Genomic DNA, 17810 nt, shown 5'->3' with positions numbered 1-17810 from the left:
GTGAGCCAGGACCTCTCCAAGACCGCCTACGACCACCTGTGGATGCACTTCACCCGCATGTCGTCGTACGAGAACTCGCCCGTCCCCACCATCGTGCGGGGTGAAGGCACCTACATCTTCGACGACAAGGGCAAGCGCTACCTGGACGGTCTCGCCGGACTGTTCGTGGTCAACGCCGGTCACGGCCGCAAGGAACTGGCCGAGGTCGCCTACAAGCAGGCGCAGGAACTCGCGTTCTTCCCCATCTGGTCGTACGCGCACCCCAAGGCCGTCGAGCTCGCCGAGCGCCTCGCGCACTACGCCCCGGGCGACCTGAACAAGGTCTTCTTCACCACCGGTGGCGGCGAGGCCGTCGAGACCGCCTGGAAGCTCGCCAAGCAGTACTTCAAGCTGCAGGGCAAGCACACCAAGTACAAGGTCATCTCGCGTGCGGTCGCCTACCACGGCACCCCGCAGGGCGCCCTGTCCATCACCGGCCTGCCGGCGCTGAAGGCCCCCTTCGAGCCGCTGGTCCCCGGCGCGCACAAGGTAGTGAACACCAACATCTACCGTGCCCCGATCTACGGCGACGACCCCGAGGCCTACGGCCGCTGGTGCGCCGACCAGATCGAGCAGGAGATCCTTTTCGAGGGCGCCGACACCGTCGCCGCCGTCTTCCTCGAGCCGGTGCAGAACGCCGGCGGCTGCTTCCCGCCGCCGCCCGGGTACTTCCAGCGGGTCCGCGAGATCTGCGACGAGTACGACGTGCTGCTCGTCTCCGACGAGACGATCTGCGCCTTCGGCCGTCTGGGCACGATGTTCGCCTGTGACAAGTTCGGCTACGTGCCGGACATGATCACCTGCGCCAAGGGCATGACCTCGGGCTACTCCCCGATCGGTGCCTGCATCATCTCGGACAAGCTCGCCGAGCCGTTCTACAAGGGTGACAACACCTTCCTGCACGGCTACACCTTCGGCGGACACCCGGTGTCCTCCGCGGTGGCGCTCGCCAACCTCGACATCTTCGACAAGGAAGGCCTCAACCAGCACGTGCTGGACAACGAGGACGCCTTCCGCTCGACGCTGGAGAAGCTGCACGACCTGCCGATCGTCGGCGACGTCCGCGGCAACGGCTACTTCTACGGCATCGAGCTCGTCAAGGACAAGGTCACCAAGGAGTCCTTCACGGACGAGGAGACGGAGCGCGTGCTCTACGGCTTCCTCTCCAAGGCGCTCTTCGAGAACGGCCTGTACTGCCGCGCCGACGACCGTGGCGACCCGGTCATCCAGCTGGCCCCGCCGCTGACCGCCGACCAGGGCACCTTCGACGAGATCGAAGGCATCCTGCGCCGCGTGCTCACCGAGGCCTGGACCAAGCTCTAACCAGCAGCCGTCCCCCGGCAGCAACGCCGGGCAGCGACACCAGGCAGTAAATAGTCCGACCACACGGCCCGGACACCCCCGTTCGAGTGAGAACGCGGGTGTCCGGGCCGTGTGCTGTCCCCATCCAGGACGTTCATCTCTTTACATCTCATTGCGGCGCCAGTGACCAAGCGGGCTCCGCTTCGTTCCCCCGGACGGAGGTGTACGCCATGGTGGCTCCACGGGACAACGCTCCGCCAGACAATGCCCCGCCTCAAGACGATCTGCTCTGGGCACGGTCCATTCACTACTCCCACAGCGGTTCGCCGGGCCTCATCGGGGTCTCGATGGGCGTCCGCGCGGGCGAGATCCTCGCCGTCACCGGCCCGCGCGGCAGCGGCAAGACCACCCTGCTGCGCTGCCTCTCGGGACAGCTGAGGCCCGAGCAGGGAGAGGTCTGGTTCAACAGCGTCCCCGTGCACACCATGGGAGCCCTGGCCCGCGAGCGGCTGCGCCGCGACCGGTTCGGCTGGATCGGCCCCGAGCCGCAGCTGCTGCCCGAGCTCCGGGTCTGGGAGAACGCCGCGCTGCCGCTGCTGATCGCGGGCGCGACCCACCGCAGCGCCAAACGGGCCGCCTGCGAATGGCTGGACCGCCTCGACATCGGCGCCTTCGCCCGCAAGCACCCCAGCGCGCTCAACCGGGCCGAGTCCCAGCGCGTCGCCCTCGCCCGAGCCCTCGCCGGCGAGCCCGTGGTGATCTTCGCCGACGAGCCCACGGCCCCCCTGCACCGCGCCGAGCGCGCGCTGTTGCTCCGTACGCTCACCACCGCGGCCCGCTCGCACGAGATCACGGTCCTGCTGGCCACCCACGACGAGGAGACCGCGGCCGTCGCCGACCGGCGGTTCGCCCTGCTCGACGGCCGCGCGGCCACAGCCGCGGCCGCCGCCGCACCACAGACCTCCTTCCCCCAGCCCCCGGAGGACCAGGCCGCGTGCTCGCTCTCCGCCTAGCCCGCGGCTCCCGCCCGCTGGTCCAGCTGCGCAGGCTGCTGGTCGCCGCCGCCTCGGCCGGCAGCGGTTTCCTGCTGCTGTACGTGCTCGCGGAGGCCACGGCCCGGCCCGCCGGATCGTTCCCTCGCCTGCTGTGGGCCCTGGTCCCGCTCGCCGTCACCGTCCAGTTCGCCGTCGCCGTGGCCCGCAGCGACCCGGCGACGCGACCCCGGGAGGGCCTCGACGCGGCCGGGCTGGGACCCGTACGGCTCACCCTGGTCGCGGCGATCTCCACCGCCGTCGCCTGCACCCTCGGCAGCGCCGTGGCCCTGGCCGTCTTCCTGCATCTGCGCGGAGACGTCACCGGGCTGCCCTTCGACGGCGCCGGGGCGGAGCTGCTGCACGCGGACCGGCCGCTGCCCGTGGCGGCCGCCCTCACCCTGCTGGCCCTGCTGCCGCTGGCCGCTTCGGCCGCCACCGCCCTCGCCCTGCGCCCCCACACCCGGCCGGCCCCGCAGACCGTGCTGCCCTGGGGCATCGCCCTCGCCGCCTGCGGACTCGCCGCCCTGGCCTACGCCGAACCCGGCGGCGCCGCCCTGCCCGCGGGCTGGGCCCTGACCGCCGGCGGGCTCGCCCTCGCCGGTCCCGGCCTGGCCTACGCCTGCGGGACGCTCGTCCAGGCCGTCCGCCCGGGCGCGCTCCGGCTGCTCGCCGGACGGGCGCTCCAGGAGGAGGCCCCCCGGCTCGGCGCGCCCCTCGGGGTCCTGTGCGCCGTCGCCGCGGGCTCCCTCAGCGCCTGGGCCCTGCGCGGACACGGAGGCCTGCAGGTCCCGCTCGGCCCGCTGACCGCACCCGCCGCGGCCCTGGTGGCGCTGTGCGCGGCCGCGACTCTTCTCACTTCCGCGGTCGAGGTCCGCCAGGCCCGGGCCGCCACCCGCGAGACCCTGACCGGCCTCGGCGCCCCGGGCAGGGTCCTGCGTACGGCCGCGACCGTACGGGCCACCGCGCTGATGGCGGTGTGCCTGCCGCTCAGCTGGGGTGTGTCACAGCTGACGTCGCTGGCATTGACCCGCTGACCCGGCCAGCCCTTAGGGTGGGCCGAATGGTCAACGCAGACATCGAGATCGAGACGCTCGCCGAATTCGACCGGGTCGTGGCCCGCGGCTCGCTCAGCGGGTACCGGATCCAGTCCGTCAACCTGCTGGAGCGGACCTTCGCGCTGCTGTCCGCCGACACCTCGGCGGCCGTGTTCCTGGGCTGCGCGATGGAGCCCGACGCCTCGGCGAAGGTGCGCGCGGACGGTGCGCTGGTCTTCCCGCCCGTCCCCGACCTGCCCTTCAACCCCTACCGGGGCCTGCTGTACACGGCCGAGGAGCTGTTCGCGGGACTGGCCGCCGGCTACGGGGCCACCCCGGACGCCGAGTCCTACGCCTGGTTCCAGGAGACCAAGGCGGACGGCGACATCTTCTCCTCGATGCTGCGCTCCATCCACGACGACGCCATCTCCGACGCCCTCGACGAACACCTCGCCGGCGCACGCGTGGTCGGCGTGATGGGCGGCCACGCCATGGCCCGCGGCGGCGGCGAGTACCAGGGCGCGGCCGAGCTCGGCCGGTCCCTGACCCGCTCCGGGCTGACGGTGGCCACCGGCGGCGGCCCGGGCGCGATGGAGGCGGCCAACCTCGGCGCGTACCTCGCCCCTGCCCCCGACGACGCCCTGCCCGAGGCCCTGAAGATCCTGGCCGGGGCCCCGTCCTTCGCCCCGTCCGTCTCCGACTGGGCGCAGGCGGCCTTCGCCGTACGCGAACGCTGGCCGGCCGGCGTCGGAGGCGACTCGGTGGGCATCCCGACGTGGTTCTACGGGCACGAGCCGCCGAACGCCTTCGCCGGCCACATCGCGAAGTACTTCGCGAACGCCACCCGGGAGGACGGGCTGCTCGCCCGGTCCAACGCGGGCGTGGTGTTCCTGCCGGGCGCGGCGGGAACGGTCCAGGAGATCTTCGACAACGCGACGCCGAACTACTACGGGTCCCGGGGCGAGCCGACGCCGATGGTCCTCGTCGGCCGCGCCCACTGGACCGAGCACCTCCCGGCCTGGCCGCTGCTCCAGGCGCTGGCCCGCGGCCGCGCGATGGAGTCCCGGATCGCGCTGGTCGACTCCGTGGACGAGGTCGCGGCCGTACTCGCCGCAATGAGCTGACCCCGGCAGGCAACTTCCCGCCCCTTCCACACGTCTGCTAGAGGTACGCACAACGCAAAACCTGCCAGACGTGAACGGAGCCCCCGGGTGCTCATAGGCCTGCTGACCGCCATCGCGGCATCCATCTGCTACGGCACGGGATCCGTCCTGCAAGCCGTGGGCTCCCGGCGGGCGGCCCGCATGTCACCGGCCGCCGCCGGAGTCACACAGCACGGCGGCCCGAACCTCTCCTCCACCGCGAAGGCCGCGATGACCTGGGAGTTCATCGTCGGCACGATCCTGGACTTCGTGGGCTTCGGCCTCGGCGCCCTGGCCGCGCGCCTCCTTCCCCTCTTCCTCTCGCAGACCGTCATCAGCGCCAACCTGGTGATCACGGCCGTGCTGAGCGTGAAGATGCTGGGGATCCGGCTGACGCGCAAGGAATGGACCTCGATCGGGGTCGTCTGCACGGCGCTGGTCCTGCTGGCGACGGCGGCGGGCCACGAGGGCGGCCACCACGCACCGGCGGCCACGCACTGGTGGCTGCTGGCGGTGACCGTGCTGATCATCGTGGGCGGCACGGTGGCGGTACGCCTCCTCGGCAGCCGGGCCGCGATCCTGGCGGGCCTGCTCTCGGGCCTGGCCTTCGGCGCCCTGGGGGTCGGGGTCCGCATCCTGAACGGCGTCGAGCCGTTCTCGTTCCCCGCCCTCCTGTCCGACCCGGCCCTCTACGCCATCGTGCTGGCGGGGGTCGGCGGCATGTACCTCCACACGGTGGCGCTCCAGATCGGCTCGGTGAACGGCGCCACCGCCGCCCTGGTGGTCGGCGAGACCGTCCTGCCCGGCGCGATCGGCGTCCTCTGGCTCGGCGACGCCTCCCGCCCCGGCATGGCCTGGCTGGCGGTCCTCGGCTTCGTCCTGGCGGTCACCGGCGCGGTGGCGGTCGCCTGGTTCGGCAACCACGACGAGGCGGACGCACCCGCGGAACTCAGCCCCGCCGGCGTGTGAGGCGCGGGGGTCCGGAGGCGGAGCCCCGCCGCAGCGGCGCTACTCCCCCGGCAGGACGACCACCTCGGCCGGGGCGAACGTCACCGCGACCCGGTCCCCGACCGCCGGGGCCCCGGCCAGCCCGCATTCCGCCTCCAAAACCGGCCCGGCCTGCGGCCGCAGCAGGAGCGCGACGTGCGTGCCCCGGAAGGTCCGGGTGAGCACCTCGCAGCCCAGCCCCTGGGGCGACAGCACGACCCCGGCCGGCCGGATCAGCACCTGGCGCTCCCCCTCCGGAGCCCCGGCGGGGACCTGCACCTCGCCCCACGCCGTGGCGGCGACCCCGCCCGAGACCACGGTTTCGATCACGTTCTCGAAGCCCAGGAACCGCGCCACGAACTCCGACGCCGGCCGCTCCCACACCTCCAGCGGCGTCCCCGCCTGCGCGATCCGCCCGTCCCGCATCACGACCACCCGGTCGGCCAGCGCGAACGCCTCGCCCTGGTCGTGCGTGACGGCCAGCACGGTGGTCCCCAGCCGCGCGAACAGCCCCCGGAGCTCCACGACGAGCCGCTCGCGCAGCCCCCGGTCCAGCTGCCCGAGCGGCTCGTCCAGCATCAGCACCCGCGGCGACGGCGCCAGCGCCCTGGCCAGCGCGACCCGCTGCTGCTCGCCGCCGGAGAGCGAGGCCACCGCCCGGCCCTGCGCCCCGGGGAGCCCGACCAGCTCCAGGAGCTCCGCGACGCGGCCCTCGGAGGACGTCTTCGAAGAGCCCCGCATCCGCAGCCCGAACGCCACGTTCCCGCCCACGTCCCGGTGCGGGAACAGCTGGTGGTCCTGGAACATCAGGCCCACCCCCCGCCGGTGCACGGGCACCGCGGCCTGGTCGGCGCCGCCGAGCAGCACCCGTCCGCCCGAGACGGACTGGAGCCCGGCCACGACCCGCAGCAGGGTGGACTTGCCGCTCCCGCTCGGTCCGAGCACGCACACGGTCTCGTGCTCGGCGACCCGCAGGTCCACGCGATCCAGGGCGTACGCGTCCGCGCGCTCACCGAAGCGGACCGACACCCCTTCCAGCTGAAGCAGGGCCATCAGAACTCTCCGGAGGTCTTGTCGGGTCGCAGTCGCTCCAGCGCCAGCAGGGACACCGCGCACACCAGCATCAGGATCGTGCTCAGGGCCATCGCCTGCCCGTAGTTCATCTGCCCCGCCCGGCCCAGCAGCCGCGCCACGGCGACCGGCAGCGTCGGATGGTCCGGCCGCGCGATGAAGACGGTCGCCCCGAACTCCCCGAGGGAAACGGCGAAGGCGAAGCCGGCCGCGATCAGCAGGGCCCGCCGCACCATCGGCAGGTCCACCTCCCGCCAGACCCGCAGCGGGGACGCGCCGAGCACGGCGGCGGCCTCCCGCAGCCGCTCGTCCACCGCGCGCAGCACGGGCAGCATGGTCCGTACGACGAACGGCACGCCCACCAGCGCCTGGGCCAGCGGCACCAGGATCCACGAGGTCCGCAGGTCCAGCGGCGGCTCGTCGAGGGTGATGAGGAAGCCGAAGCCGACCGTCACGGCCGATACCCCGAGCGGCAGCATCAGCAGCGCGTCGAAGCCGCGTACGAAGCGGCCCGCGCGCCGGGTCAGGGCGGCGGCCGCGAGCCCGCCGACGGCCAGCGCGATGGCGGTGGCGGCCAGGGCGTACTGCAGGGAGTTCCAGATCGCCTCGAGCGGCGGCACCAGGAAGGTCCCGCCGCCGGCGCCGACTTCCTGGAGCGCCCGGTAGAAGCCGAGGCCGTAGCCGCCGGGGGCGTCGAGGGACCGTTCCACGAGCACGCCGAGCGGGAGCACGATCAGCAGCGCCACCGTCAGGAGCACCCCGCCGAGCAGGGCCCGCTGCGCCCGGCCGCGCGGCCGGTGCGTGGTCCGCCCCGGGTCCACGAGCCGCAGCGCGGTCTCCCGCTTGCGCACGGTCCAGGCGTGCACACCGAGGATCGCGCCGATGGCGGCGAACTGCACCATCGTCAGTACGGCGGCCGTCGGCAGGTCCAGGAGCTGCGCGGTCTGCCGGTAGACCTCCACCTCCAGGGTGGAGTACGAGGGCCCGCCCAGGATCTGCACGACGCCGAAGGAGGAGAAGGTGAACAGGAACACCATCAGCGAAGCGGCGGCCACCGCCGGAGCCAGCGCGGGCAGCGTCACGCGCCGCCAGGCGGCGAACCGCCCGGCGCCCAGTACCCGGGCGGCCTCCTCCTGGCGCGGGTCCAGCTGCGCCCACAGGCCGCCGACGGTGCGGATGACGACGGCGTAGTTGAAGAAGACGTGCGCCAGCAGGATCGCCCACACGGTCGTGTCGAGGCGGATCCCCCACACCTCGTCCAGCAGACCGCCCCGCCCCACGAGCGCCAGGAAGGCGGTGCCGACCACGACGGTCGGCAGCACGAACGGCACCGTCACGAGCGCCCGCAGCAGTTGCTTGCCGGGGAACTCGAAGCGCGCGAAGACGTACGCGCCGGGGAGTGCGATCAGGAGCGTGAGCACCGTCGAGGCGAGCGCCTGCCAGGTGGTGAACCAGAGCACGTCACCGATGTCGGGCCTGGCCAGCACCTCGCCGATCCGGCCGAACTGCCAGCCGGTGTCGGTCTTGAGCCCGCGCCCGACGATCGCGGCGACGGGATACGCGAAGAACAGCCCGAAGAAGAGGAGCGGGACGGCCATCAGAGCGAGCCTGACGACCGTGGCCCGCCCGCTCTCCTTCGGGGCGGCATCCACTCGTCCCACTACTTCACGACGAGCGTCGACCACGCCTTGACCCACTGGTCGCGGTTCTTCGCGATGGCATCCGGGGCGACCGTCTCGGGCTTCTCGATCACGACGCCGTGCTTCGTGAAGAGCTCGGGCAGCGTCGCGTCCTTGGTCACGGGGTTCACGAACATCTGGAGCGGCATGTCCTCCTGGAACTTCTTGGAGATCAGGAAGTCCAGGAGCGCCTTGCCGCCCTCTTCGTTCTTCGCGCCCTTGAGCAGACCCGCGAACTCGGTCTGCCGGAAGCACGTACCGGTCGCGACGCCCGTCGGGGCCTCGGCCGGCTGCGGCTCACCGTAGAGCACCTCGACCGGCGGGCTGGAGGCGTAGGAGACGACCAGCGGGCGGTCGCCCTTGGCCTTCTTGCCGCCCGCCGAAGCGGAGAAGCGCTCGTTGTAGGCCTGCTCCCAGCCGTCGACGACCTCGACGCCGTTGGCCTTCAGCTTGCTCCAGTAGTCCTTCCAGCCGTCCTCGCCGTACTTGCCGACGGAGGCGAGGAGGAAGCCGAGACCGGGCGAGGAGGTCGCGGCGTTCTCGGTGACCAGCAGGTTCTTGTACTCCGGCTTGATCAGGTCGTCCAGCGTCTGCGGCGGGGCGATCTTCTTGTCGGCGAAGTAGGCCTTGTCGTAGTTGACGCAGATGTCGCCGGAGTCGATCGGGGTGACCCGGTGCTCCTTGTCCAGCACGAACTCCGGCTTCACCCCGGCCAGCCCCTTGGCCTCGTACGGCGTGAAGATGCCGTTGTCGAGGGCGCGCGAGAGGAGCGTGTTGTCCACGCCGAAGAAGACGTCGCCGCGCGGGGAGCCCTTGGTCAGGATCTCCTGGTTCAGCGCCGCGCCCGCGTCTCCCGACTTCAGGACCTTGACGGTGTAGCCGCTCTGCTGCTCGAACTCCTTGAGGACCGTGTCGGTCACGTTGAAGGAGTCGTGCGAGACGAGGGTGACCGTCTTGGACTTGGGGGCGTCGCTCGCGCCCGCGGACTTGTCCTTGGCGTCGGAGCCGCCGCAGGCACTGAGCGTGGTGACGCCGAGCGCGGCCGCGAGTGCGACGCCCGCGAGCTTCTTGGTGGTGCTCACTGTGATTTTCCTCCTGGGATGTCCAGGAGAAGACGCGGCCCCGCCCGGCGCTCTGTGGGAGCGGACGCCGGGCAGGGCGCAACAGCTTGAGTGATGACCGAACTTCCTACCCCGAATGACCGGGGCGAGGTTCAGAGGGTCTGCGGTGACGGTTACCGCACTCTCAGCGCTGTGGCGCTCCCCTGTCGGAATATGAAATTGGTTCGGCCACAGGGTACCCCGTGGCCGAATGTGAACCTCGACTGGCGAAAATCAGCGCTCCGAGGCGGCGAGCTGACCGCACGCGCCGTCGATCTCCTGACCGCGGGTGTCACGTACGGTGACCGGCACGCCGTGGCGGGCGATGGCCTCCACGAACGCCTTCTCGTCCTCGGGCCGCGAGGCGGTCCACTTCGAGCCCGGCGTCGGGTTCAGCGGGATCAGGTTGACGTGTACGCGCTTGCCCTTGAGCAGCTTGCCGAGCAGGTCGCCACGCCAGGCCTGGTCGTTGATGTCGCGGATCAGGGCGTACTCGATGGAGATCCGGCGGCCGGACTTCTCCGCGTACTCCCAGGCCGCGCCGAGCACCTCGCGGACGTTCCAGCGGGTGTTCACGGGGACCAGCGTGTCGCGCAGCTCGTCGTCCGGCGCGTGCAGCGAGACGGCGAGGCGGCACTTGAAGCCCTCGTCGGCGAAGCGCAGCATGGCCGGCACCAGGCCGACGGTGGAGACGGTGATCCCGCGCTGGGACAGGCCCAGGCCGTCGGGCTCCGGGTCGGTGAGGCGGCGGATGGCGCCGACGACGCGGTTGTAGTTGGCGAGCGGCTCGCCCATTCCCATGAAGACGATGTTCGACAGCCGGGCCGGCCCGCCGGGGACCTCGCCGTCGCGCAGGGCGCGCATGCCGTCGACGATCTGGTGGACGATCTCGGCGGTGGACAGGTTCCGGTCGAGACCGGCCTGGCCGGTGGCACAGAACGGACAGTTCATGCCGCAGCCGGCCTGCGAGGAGATACACATGGTGACCCGGTCGGGGTAGCGCATCAGCACGGACTCGACGAGCGTGCCGTCGTGCAGCTTCCACAGGGTCTTGCGGGTGGTGTCGTCGTCACAGGAGATGTGGCGGATGACGTTCATCAGGTCCGGCAGCAGCTCGTCGCGGAGCTTCTCGCGGGAGCCCGCCGGAATGTCGGTCCACTCGGCCGGGTCGTGCGCGTAGCGGGCGAAGTAGTGCTGGGAGAGCTGCTTGGCCCGGAACGGCTTCTCACCGATCGCGGCGACGGCCTCCCGGCGCTCCTCGGGGGTGAGGTCGGCGAGGTGCCGGGGCGGCTTCTTCGCTCCACGAGGGGCGACGAAAGTGAGCTCTCCCGGGACAGGGCGGGCCATGGCAGGTACTCCTTGTAAGACGAAAGGCGCGCCGCAGAAGCAGCGCGCCTTCCAAGAGTAACCGCCCCGGCCCCGCCGAGGCTTTTCGTGATACGTCGCCCGCCTGGGCGGGGTCCCCCGGTGAGAAGCCCCCGACCGGGTGCTCCGCCGGGCCGTGTCAGCCCGTGCCGGCGACGGCAGCAGGGATCAGCCCGTACCCACGAACGCCGCCAGCAGCAGCCACACCACCGGGGCGGTGGGCAGCAGGGAGTCCAGCCGGTCCATGATGCCGCCGTGACCCGGCAGCAGCGTGCCCATGTCCTTGATGCCGAGGTCCCTCTTGATCATGGACTCGCCGAGGTCGCCCAGCGTGGCGCTGACCGCGACGGCCAGGCCCAGCAGCAGGCCCTGCCACCAGACGCCCCCGTCGATCAGGAACTCCATGCACAGCGCGCCGGCCGCCATCGCGAAGGCCACGGCCCCCAGGAGCCCTTCGCGGGTCTTGCCGGGGCTGATGCGCGGGGCGAGCTTGGTCTTGCCGAAGCGCCAGCCCACCGCGTAGGCCCCGGTATCGCTGACGACGGTCAGGACCAGGAAGGTGACCACGCGCTGCGGCCCGTCCTCGGCGGTGAGCAGCATCGCGACGAACGTGGCCAGGAAGGGCACGTAGAACGCCGCGAAGACCCCGGCGGTGACGTCCTTGAGGTAGTCCTCGGGCGGTTCGGTCATCCGCCAGACCAGGACCGCGAGGGCCGTCAGGGCCATCGCCACCCAGGCGCCCTCGGCCCCGCGGACGTACCCGGCGATGACCATCGCCGCGCCGCCGATAGCGAGCGGGACCAGCGGGGCCTTGACGCCCTTCTTCTCCTGGAGCCGGGAAGTGAGCTCCCACAGGCCCACGACGACCGCGACGACGACGACGCCGACGAAGACCGCCTTGACGATGAACAGCGAAGCGAAGATCACCGCGCCGAGGCCGACGCCGACCCCTATGGCGGCACGCAGATCCCGCCCCGCACGCTTCTTCTGAGGCGGTGGCGGGGGGTCCTGCGGTGCCGACGAAGGCGGGGGCGGCGGGGGGCTGGGCATGGGCTCCTGCGGCGGCGTCTCGGCGCGGAAGAGGGAGCCGCCGTCAGCGGCGGCCCCCCGATCGCGTGCTTCCCGGTCGTCGAAGTCACGGCCGGCGGCATCGGGCACGATGGGCATGGGCCGAGTGTGCGGGCCCGCCTGCGCATCGTATGCGGGACCCGCCGGAACCGGCTCCGGCTGCCAGGAAGTGTCGTTCATCAGACTTCGAGGAGCTCGGCTTCCTTGTGCTTGAGCAGCTCGTCCACCTGCGCGACGTACTTCGCGGTGGTGTCGTCGAGCTCCTTCTCGGCGCGGCGCACCTCGTCCTCGCCGGCTTCCTTGTCCTTGACGAGCTTGTCGAGGGCGTCCTTCGCCTTGCGGCGGATGGCGCGGATCGAGACCTTGGAGTCCTCGGCCTTGGTGCGCGCGACCTTGATGTACTCCTTGCGGCGGTCCTGCGTCAGCTCGGGGAAGGTCACCCGGATGATGCTGCCGTCGTTGCTGGGGTTGACGCCCAGGTCGGAGTCGCGGATGGCCTGCTCGATGTTGCGCAGGGCGCTCTTGTCGAACGGGGTCACGATGGCCATGCGCGGCTCGGGCACCGAGAAGGAGGCGAGCTGGTTGATGGGCGTGATGGCGCCGTAGTACTCCGCCACGATCTTGTTGAACATCGCCGGGTGCGCACGACCGGTGCGAATCGCGGCGAAGTCTTCCTTGGCGACGACGACGGCCTTTTCCATCTTCTCCTCGGCCTCGAGGAGGATCTCTTCGGTCACCACGTGCTCCTGCATGTCAGAAATGGATGGTTCAGGCGGGCGGAGCCGGTTCGGCCCGGCGGGGTTCGAACCGGCAGCGGTGTGCTCGGGCCCGAGCCCTCAGGCCCGGGTGCTCTGGTCGCTGACGAGCGTGCCGATCTTCTCACCCTTGACGGCGCGCGCGATATTGCCCTCGGCGAGCAGCTCGAAGACCAGGATCGGCAGCTTGTTGTCGCGGCACAGCGTGATGGCGGTGGCATCGGCGACCTTGAGGTCGCGGGAGAGCACCTCGCTGTATTCCAGCGCGTCGAACTTCACGGCGTCCGGGTTCTTCTTGGGGTCCGAGTCGTAGACCCCGTCGACGCCGTTCTTGCCCATGAGCAGGGCTTCCGCGTCGATCTCCAGGGCGCGCTGGGCGGCCGTGGTGTCGGTGGAGAAGTAGGGCATGCCCATGCCGGCGCCGAAGATGACGACGCGGCCCTTCTCCAGGTGGCGCACGGCGCGCAGCGGGATGTACGGCTCGGCGACCTGGCCCATGGTGATGGCGGTCTGGACCCGGGAGTCGATGCCCTCCTTCTCCAGGAAGTCCTGGAGGGCGAGGCAGTTCATGACCGTGCCGAGCATGCCCATGTAGTCGGACCGGGCCCGGTCCATGCCGCGCTGCTGCAGTTCGGCGCCGCGGAAGAAGTTGCCGCCGCCGATCACGACAGCGATCTCCGAGCCGTCGCGGACCACCGCGGCGATCTCGCGCGCGATGGCGTGGACGACGTCGGGGTCGACGCCCAGTCCTCCGCCACCGGAGAAGGCCTCGCCCGACAGCTTCAGCATGAAGCGGCGGCCCTTCTTGTCCTGGTCGCTCTTGTCGTCGGAAGCGGTGTGGGTGTCCACGCCCTGATTCATGGAGATCTCCTCGTGCACATACGAAGAAGGCCATTGCCGGTGGGTCCTCGCGGTTCCCTCTACGGCAATGGCCTCCTCGTCAGATCTGCGGTCGTCCTGCGCGGACGCGGACGACTGCTTCAGACCCTACCGGGGTCCGGTGTCCGTCGCGTACGGACGGACTCAGATGCCGACCTTGATGCGCGAGAAGCGCACCAGGGTGACACCGGCCTCGTCCAGAACCTTCTGGACGGACTTCTTGGCGTCCAGGGCGTAAGCCTGGCCGAGCAGCGTGTTGTCGCGGAAGAAGCCGTTGACACGACCCTCGACGATCTTCGGCAGGGCAGCCTCGGGCTTGCCCTCCGCGCGGGTGACCTCTTCGGCCACGCGACGCTCGGACTCGACGACCTCGGCCGGCACGTCCTCCTTGGAGAGCCACTTCGGCGCGAACGCGGCGATGTGCTGCGCGACGCCGCGGGCGACCTCGGCGTTCTCCTTGTCGAGCTCGACCAGGACGCCGATCTGGAACGGCAGGTCGGGCATCGTGCGGTGCATGTACGCCGAGACGTAACCGCCGGTGAACTGCGCGAAGCGGTCCAGGACGATCTTCTCGCCGAGGTTGGCGTTGGCCTCGTCCACGAACGCCTGGACGGTCTTGCCGGGGGCGATCTCGGACGCGAGGAGCGCCTCGGTGTCGGCCGGGGACGTCGCGGCGATGTGCGCGGCCAGCTCGTTGGTGACGGCCAGGAACTTCTCGCCCTTGGCGACGAAGTCCGTCTCGCACTTCAGCTCGACGATGACACCGGAGGTGTTGTCGTCGGAGATGACGGAGACGACGGCACCATTCTCGGCAGAACGGCCCTCGCGCTTGGCGACGCCCTTCTGACCCTTGATGCGGAGCGCCTCGACGGCCTTGTCGACGTCACCGTCGGCCTCGACCAGCGCGTTCTTGCAGTCAAGCATGCCGACGCCGGTGAGCTCGCGGAGCTTCTTGACGTCAGCGGCGGTGTAGTTCGCCATGAGTCTGTGATTCTCTCTCGAAGTCGTGGATCTACGGGTGAACGGCGGAGGAGACGCGCTCGTGGCGCGGCTCCCCCGCCGTCATCGTCCGTGCTGTGAGTGCCCGGCGCGTGAACGCCGGGCGCTCTCAGTGGGTCAGGCCTGCTCGGCGTCGGCGGCCGGAGCCTCGACGACGGCCTCGGCGACAACCTCGGCGTCGGCGGCCGGAGCGGCCTCGGCCTCGACGGCGGGGGTCTCGACAGCGGCCTCGGCCGGAGCGGCCTCAGCGTCGTCGGCCTTCTTCTCGCCCTCGAGGAGGTCGCGCTCCCACTCGGCGAGCGGCTCGGCAGCGGCCTTCTCGCCCGGCTTCGAGTCGCCAGTGGCGGCACCGGAACGGGCGATGAGGCCCTCGGCGACGGCGTCGGCGATCACGCGGGTGAGCAGGGTGACGGAGCGGATCGCGTCGTCGTTGCCCGGGATCTTGTAGTCGACCTCGTCGGGGTCGCAGTTGGTGTCGAGGATCGCGACGACCGGGATGTGGAGCTTGCGCGCCTCACCGACGGCGATGTGCTCCTTCTTGGTGTCGACGATCCAGACGGCGCTGGGGACCTTCGACATCTCGCGGATACCACCGAGGGTCTTCTCCAGCTTGATCTTCTCGCGAGAGAGGACCAGGAGCTCCTTCTTGGTGAGACCCGACGCGGCGACGTCGTCGAAGTCGATCGCCTCAAGCTCCTTCAGACGCTGAAGGCGCTTGTAGACGGTGGAGAAGTTGGTGAGCATGCCACCCAGCCAGCGCTGGTTGACGTACGGCATGCCAACGCGCGTCGCCTGCTCGGCGATGGCCTCCTGGGCCTGCTTCTTGGTACCGACGAACATGATGGAACCGCCGTGGGCGACGGTCTCCTTCACGAACTCGTAGGCGCGGTCGATGTACGACAGCGACTGGAGCAGGTCGATGATGTAGATGCCGTTGCGCTCCGTGAAGATGAAGCGCTTCATCTTCGGGTTCCAGCGGCGGGTCTGGTGACCGAAGTGGACGCCGCTTTCCAGCAGCTCCCGCATCGTTACGACGGCCATGGCCATCTCCTTGTTTTCTCGGTTTGGTTCCTGACGCCCCTGTCGCGCCCTGCCCCCGACGAGGGGACCGAGAGACGCTGTCACCCGGCCTGAGCGGCCGGTGTGCTGGGACGTGCGAAGTCGACCCGGTGACCCGGATCGCCACAAGAAGTGTACGGGACCCGGCGGTATGCCGGATGACGTCCTTGTCCACAGGCATCCCGCTCGTCCACAGGCCGAGCGGGGTCCCGTCCCGGGGCGGGACCCTGAGTGCCATGACCGCACTCCTGCTCACCCTGCTGCTCACCTTGTCCTTGGCCGCCGCGCCGGCGCCGCCGGGCGCTCCCGGGACCGCGGGACCACCGGGGGCCCGCCCCCTGCCCGCTCCCCTGACCGTGCTCCGGTGGTGGGACCCGCCCCCGACGCCGTACGCGGCGGGCCACCGCGGCGTGGACCTGGCGGCCCCGGTGGGCGCGGAGCTACGCGCGGTCGGCCCGGGCCGGGTCCACTACGCCGGCCTGGTCGCGGGGCGGGGAGTCCTCTCCCTGACCCTCCCGAACGGCCTGCGCACGACCTACGAACCGGTCCGCCCCCTGGTCGCGGAGGGCGCCGAAGTCACGACGGGCCAGGTGGTGGCCCTCCTCACGGACGGCACCCACTGCCCCCGCTCCTGCCTCCACTGGGGCCTCCTGCGGGCCGAGACCTACCTCAACCCCCTGAGCCTCCTCCCCCACCCGACGCCCCGCCTGCTCCCTCTGAACCCCGGCCGGCGCTGAGGCCGGCCCCCGGGGCCCAGGGCCGGCGTCTATCCTCCGACGCCTCGCAGAGCCATCGCCACGGCCGCATCCGTGACGACGGACGGCTCCTCCCCCGAGGCCGCCTCGATCCGCCGCACCGCCGCGTCCACGACACCCTGGAGCAACATCGCCGCCAGCCGCGGCTCCGCCTGCCCCAGCGCGGCCAGCGCCTCCACGATCATCGCGATGAGACCCCCGTGCGCGGCACGGATCTTCTCCCGCGCCCCGGCGTCCAGCTCACTCGCCGAGATCGCCACCACGGCCCGGTGCCGGCGGTCCCCCACCAGCCCCAGCTGGCTCCGGACGTACGCCTCGATCTTCGCCTCCGGCGTCTGCGCCTCGGACATCGCCGCCTCGATCTCGGCCGCCCACACGGGGAAGTCCACCGCGCAGAGCTCTTCGACGACAGCGGCGCGCGAGCGGAAGTACTCGTACACGGAGGACCGGGCGAGGCCGGTCCTCTCGGCGAGGGCGGGGAAGGTCAGCGCTTCCGTCCCCCCTTCGGACAGCAGGGAACGCGCGGCGTCCAACAGGGCGCCGCGCTGCATCGACCGGTGCTCGGCCACGGAGGCCGCTCGAATCCTGGGCACGCGTCCACTCTACGGAGGTACCACAAGGCCGTCGCGCGCCGGACGCACCCTCGACCCGCCTTCGACCCGCCCACGACGCCCCACCGCCCCGAACGCGCGGCTCAGCGTCCGACGTCCGCCAGCTTCGCCCGCAGCTGCAGCACCGACTTGGTGTGGATCTGGCTGACGCGGCTCTCGGTCACGCCGAGCACGTTGCCGATCTCGGCGAGCGTGAGGCCCTCGTAGTAGTAGAGGGTCACCACCGTCTTCTCCCGCTCGGGCAGTGTGTTGATGGCCCGCGCCAGCAGCCGACGCAGCTCGCGGTCCTCCGCGACCTCCACCGGGTTGTCCGCGGCGGTGTCCTCCAGGGTGTCCATCAGCGAGAGGCGGTCGCCGCCCTCTCCGCCGACGTGCAGCAGCTCTTCCAGGGCCACCACGTTGGCCAGCGACAACTGGCTGAAGACCGCGTGGAGTTCCTCCAACCCGATGCCCATCTCACCGGCGACCTCACCCTCGGTCGGGGTGCGCCGCAGCTGGGCCTCCAGCGTGGCGTAGGCCCGCTCCACGGCCCGCGCCTTCTGGCGTACCGAGCGGGGGATCCAGTCCAGCGCCCGCAGCTCGTCGATCATCGCGCCCCGGATCCGGGTGATCGCGTACGTCTCGAACTTGATGGACCGCTCGATGTCGAACTTCTCGATGGCGTCGATGAGTCCGAAGACTCCGGAGGAGACGAAGTCGGCCTGCTCCACATTGGGCGGCAGGCCGACGCTGACCCGTCCGGCCACGTACTTCACGAGGGGCGAGTAGTGCAGGATCAGCTGCTCCCGCAACCGCTCGTCACCCGAGTCCTTGTACGAGCGCCACAGCACCTCCAGGGACGAGGGCGCGGTGGACCGCTCGCTGCTGCGCGCAGCGGGGGGCACCGCAGCGCGGTCAGACCCTGAGGTGTGCTGGGGCATGCTTCGCCTTT

Annotated in this window: 17 protein-coding genes and 1 riboswitch; of the genes, 6 read left to right on the top strand and 11 right to left on the bottom strand. The window is 71.1% G+C overall.

Going from position 1 to position 17810, the window contains the following annotated elements:
* The 5 genes from J7F03_RS07615 (at window position 1) to J7F03_RS07595 (ending at window position 5520) form a co-directional block, all read left to right on the top strand.
* Window positions 1–1362 (top strand): aspartate aminotransferase family protein, encoded by a 1362-nt coding sequence (locus J7F03_RS07615; RefSeq protein WP_214947890.1) that lies wholly within the window; start codon window positions 1–3, stop codon window positions 1360–1362.
* A 200-nt stretch (window positions 1363–1562) separates the two neighbouring features.
* On the top strand, window positions 1563–2354 hold the full coding sequence (locus J7F03_RS07610; protein WP_374104282.1) for an ABC transporter ATP-binding protein: 792 nt from the start codon (window positions 1563–1565) through the stop codon (window positions 2352–2354).
* Window positions 2336–3409, top strand: a complete 1074-nt coding sequence (locus tag J7F03_RS07605) for a hypothetical protein (RefSeq protein ID WP_214947888.1) — start codon at window positions 2336–2338, stop codon at window positions 3407–3409. Before J7F03_RS07610 ends, J7F03_RS07605 begins: the two co-directional genes overlap by 19 nt.
* Window positions 3410–3435: 26 nt before the next feature.
* Window positions 3436–4533 (top strand): LOG family protein, encoded by a 1098-nt coding sequence (locus tag J7F03_RS07600; protein WP_214947887.1) that lies wholly within the window; start codon window positions 3436–3438, stop codon window positions 4531–4533.
* 87 nt (window positions 4534–4620) lie between these two features.
* Window positions 4621–5520: a hypothetical protein gene (locus J7F03_RS07595; protein WP_214947886.1), complete on the top strand. Its 900-nt coding sequence runs from the start codon at window positions 4621–4623 to the stop codon at window positions 5518–5520.
* A gap of 39 nt (window positions 5521–5559) precedes the next feature.
* Here J7F03_RS07595 and J7F03_RS07590 read toward each other — a convergent pair whose 3' ends face one another.
* The 9 genes from J7F03_RS07590 to rpsB form a co-directional block, all read right to left on the bottom strand.
* Window positions 5560–6591 (bottom strand): ABC transporter ATP-binding protein, encoded by a 1032-nt coding sequence (locus tag J7F03_RS07590; RefSeq protein ID WP_214947885.1) that lies wholly within the window; start codon window positions 6589–6591, stop codon window positions 5560–5562.
* On the bottom strand, window positions 6591–8207 hold the full coding sequence (locus tag J7F03_RS07585) for an iron ABC transporter permease (protein WP_214947956.1): 1617 nt from the start codon (window positions 8205–8207) through the stop codon (window positions 6591–6593). Before J7F03_RS07585 ends, J7F03_RS07590 begins: the two co-directional genes overlap by 1 nt.
* A 62-nt stretch (window positions 8208–8269) precedes the next feature.
* Window positions 8270–9370: a thiamine ABC transporter substrate binding subunit gene (locus tag J7F03_RS07580; protein WP_214947884.1), complete on the bottom strand. Its 1101-nt coding sequence runs from the start codon at window positions 9368–9370 to the stop codon at window positions 8270–8272.
* 85 nt (window positions 9371–9455) lie between these two features.
* Window positions 9456–9564, bottom strand: a riboswitch (TPP riboswitch).
* 58 nt (window positions 9565–9622) lie between these two features.
* Window positions 9623–10735, bottom strand: a complete 1113-nt coding sequence (gene rlmN, locus J7F03_RS07575) for a 23S rRNA (adenine(2503)-C(2))-methyltransferase RlmN (protein WP_214947883.1) — start codon at window positions 10733–10735, stop codon at window positions 9623–9625.
* 186 nt (window positions 10736–10921) lie between these two features.
* Window positions 10922–12001: a phosphatidate cytidylyltransferase gene (locus tag J7F03_RS07570; protein WP_214947882.1), complete on the bottom strand. Its 1080-nt coding sequence runs from the start codon at window positions 11999–12001 to the stop codon at window positions 10922–10924.
* Complete coding sequence (gene frr, locus J7F03_RS07565) at window positions 12001–12558, bottom strand: ribosome recycling factor (protein WP_214947881.1); 558 nt, start codon at window positions 12556–12558, stop codon at window positions 12001–12003. Before frr ends, J7F03_RS07570 begins: the two co-directional genes overlap by 1 nt.
* 99 nt (window positions 12559–12657) lie before the next feature.
* The gene (pyrH, locus tag J7F03_RS07560; protein WP_214947880.1) at window positions 12658–13437 is read right to left on the bottom strand and encodes a UMP kinase; all 780 of its coding nucleotides are present in this window, start codon (window positions 13435–13437) and stop codon (window positions 12658–12660) included.
* Between the two features lie 162 nt (window positions 13438–13599).
* Complete coding sequence (gene tsf, locus J7F03_RS07555) at window positions 13600–14436, bottom strand: translation elongation factor Ts (RefSeq protein WP_214947879.1); 837 nt, start codon at window positions 14434–14436, stop codon at window positions 13600–13602.
* A 135-nt stretch (window positions 14437–14571) separates the two neighbouring features.
* Window positions 14572–15495, bottom strand: coding sequence for a 30S ribosomal protein S2 (rpsB, locus tag J7F03_RS07550; RefSeq protein ID WP_214947878.1), 924 nt, complete (start codon window positions 15493–15495; stop codon window positions 14572–14574).
* Between the two features lie 254 nt (window positions 15496–15749).
* Between rpsB and J7F03_RS07545 the strand changes: the two genes are divergently transcribed.
* Window positions 15750–16250: a M23 family metallopeptidase gene (locus J7F03_RS07545; protein WP_214947877.1), complete on the top strand. Its 501-nt coding sequence runs from the start codon at window positions 15750–15752 to the stop codon at window positions 16248–16250.
* 29 nt (window positions 16251–16279) lie between these two features.
* Here the strand turns inward: J7F03_RS07545 and J7F03_RS07540 are convergent, their stop codons facing one another.
* Both J7F03_RS07540 and whiG read right to left on the bottom strand, forming a co-directional pair.
* Complete coding sequence (locus J7F03_RS07540) at window positions 16280–16837, bottom strand: TetR/AcrR family transcriptional regulator (RefSeq protein ID WP_214947955.1); 558 nt, start codon at window positions 16835–16837, stop codon at window positions 16280–16282.
* 125 nt (window positions 16838–16962) lie between these two features.
* Window positions 16963–17799, bottom strand: coding sequence for an RNA polymerase sigma factor WhiG (whiG, locus tag J7F03_RS07535; protein ID WP_214947876.1), 837 nt, complete (start codon window positions 17797–17799; stop codon window positions 16963–16965).
* Window positions 17800–17810 lie beyond the last annotated feature (11 nt).

This window comes from Streptomyces sp. ISL-43 (assembly GCF_018614195.1).
Classification (GTDB): domain Bacteria; phylum Actinomycetota; class Actinomycetes; order Streptomycetales; family Streptomycetaceae; genus Streptomyces.
The sequence above is the reverse complement of the archived record's forward strand: the minus strand, read 5'-3'. Positions and strand labels throughout refer to the sequence as shown.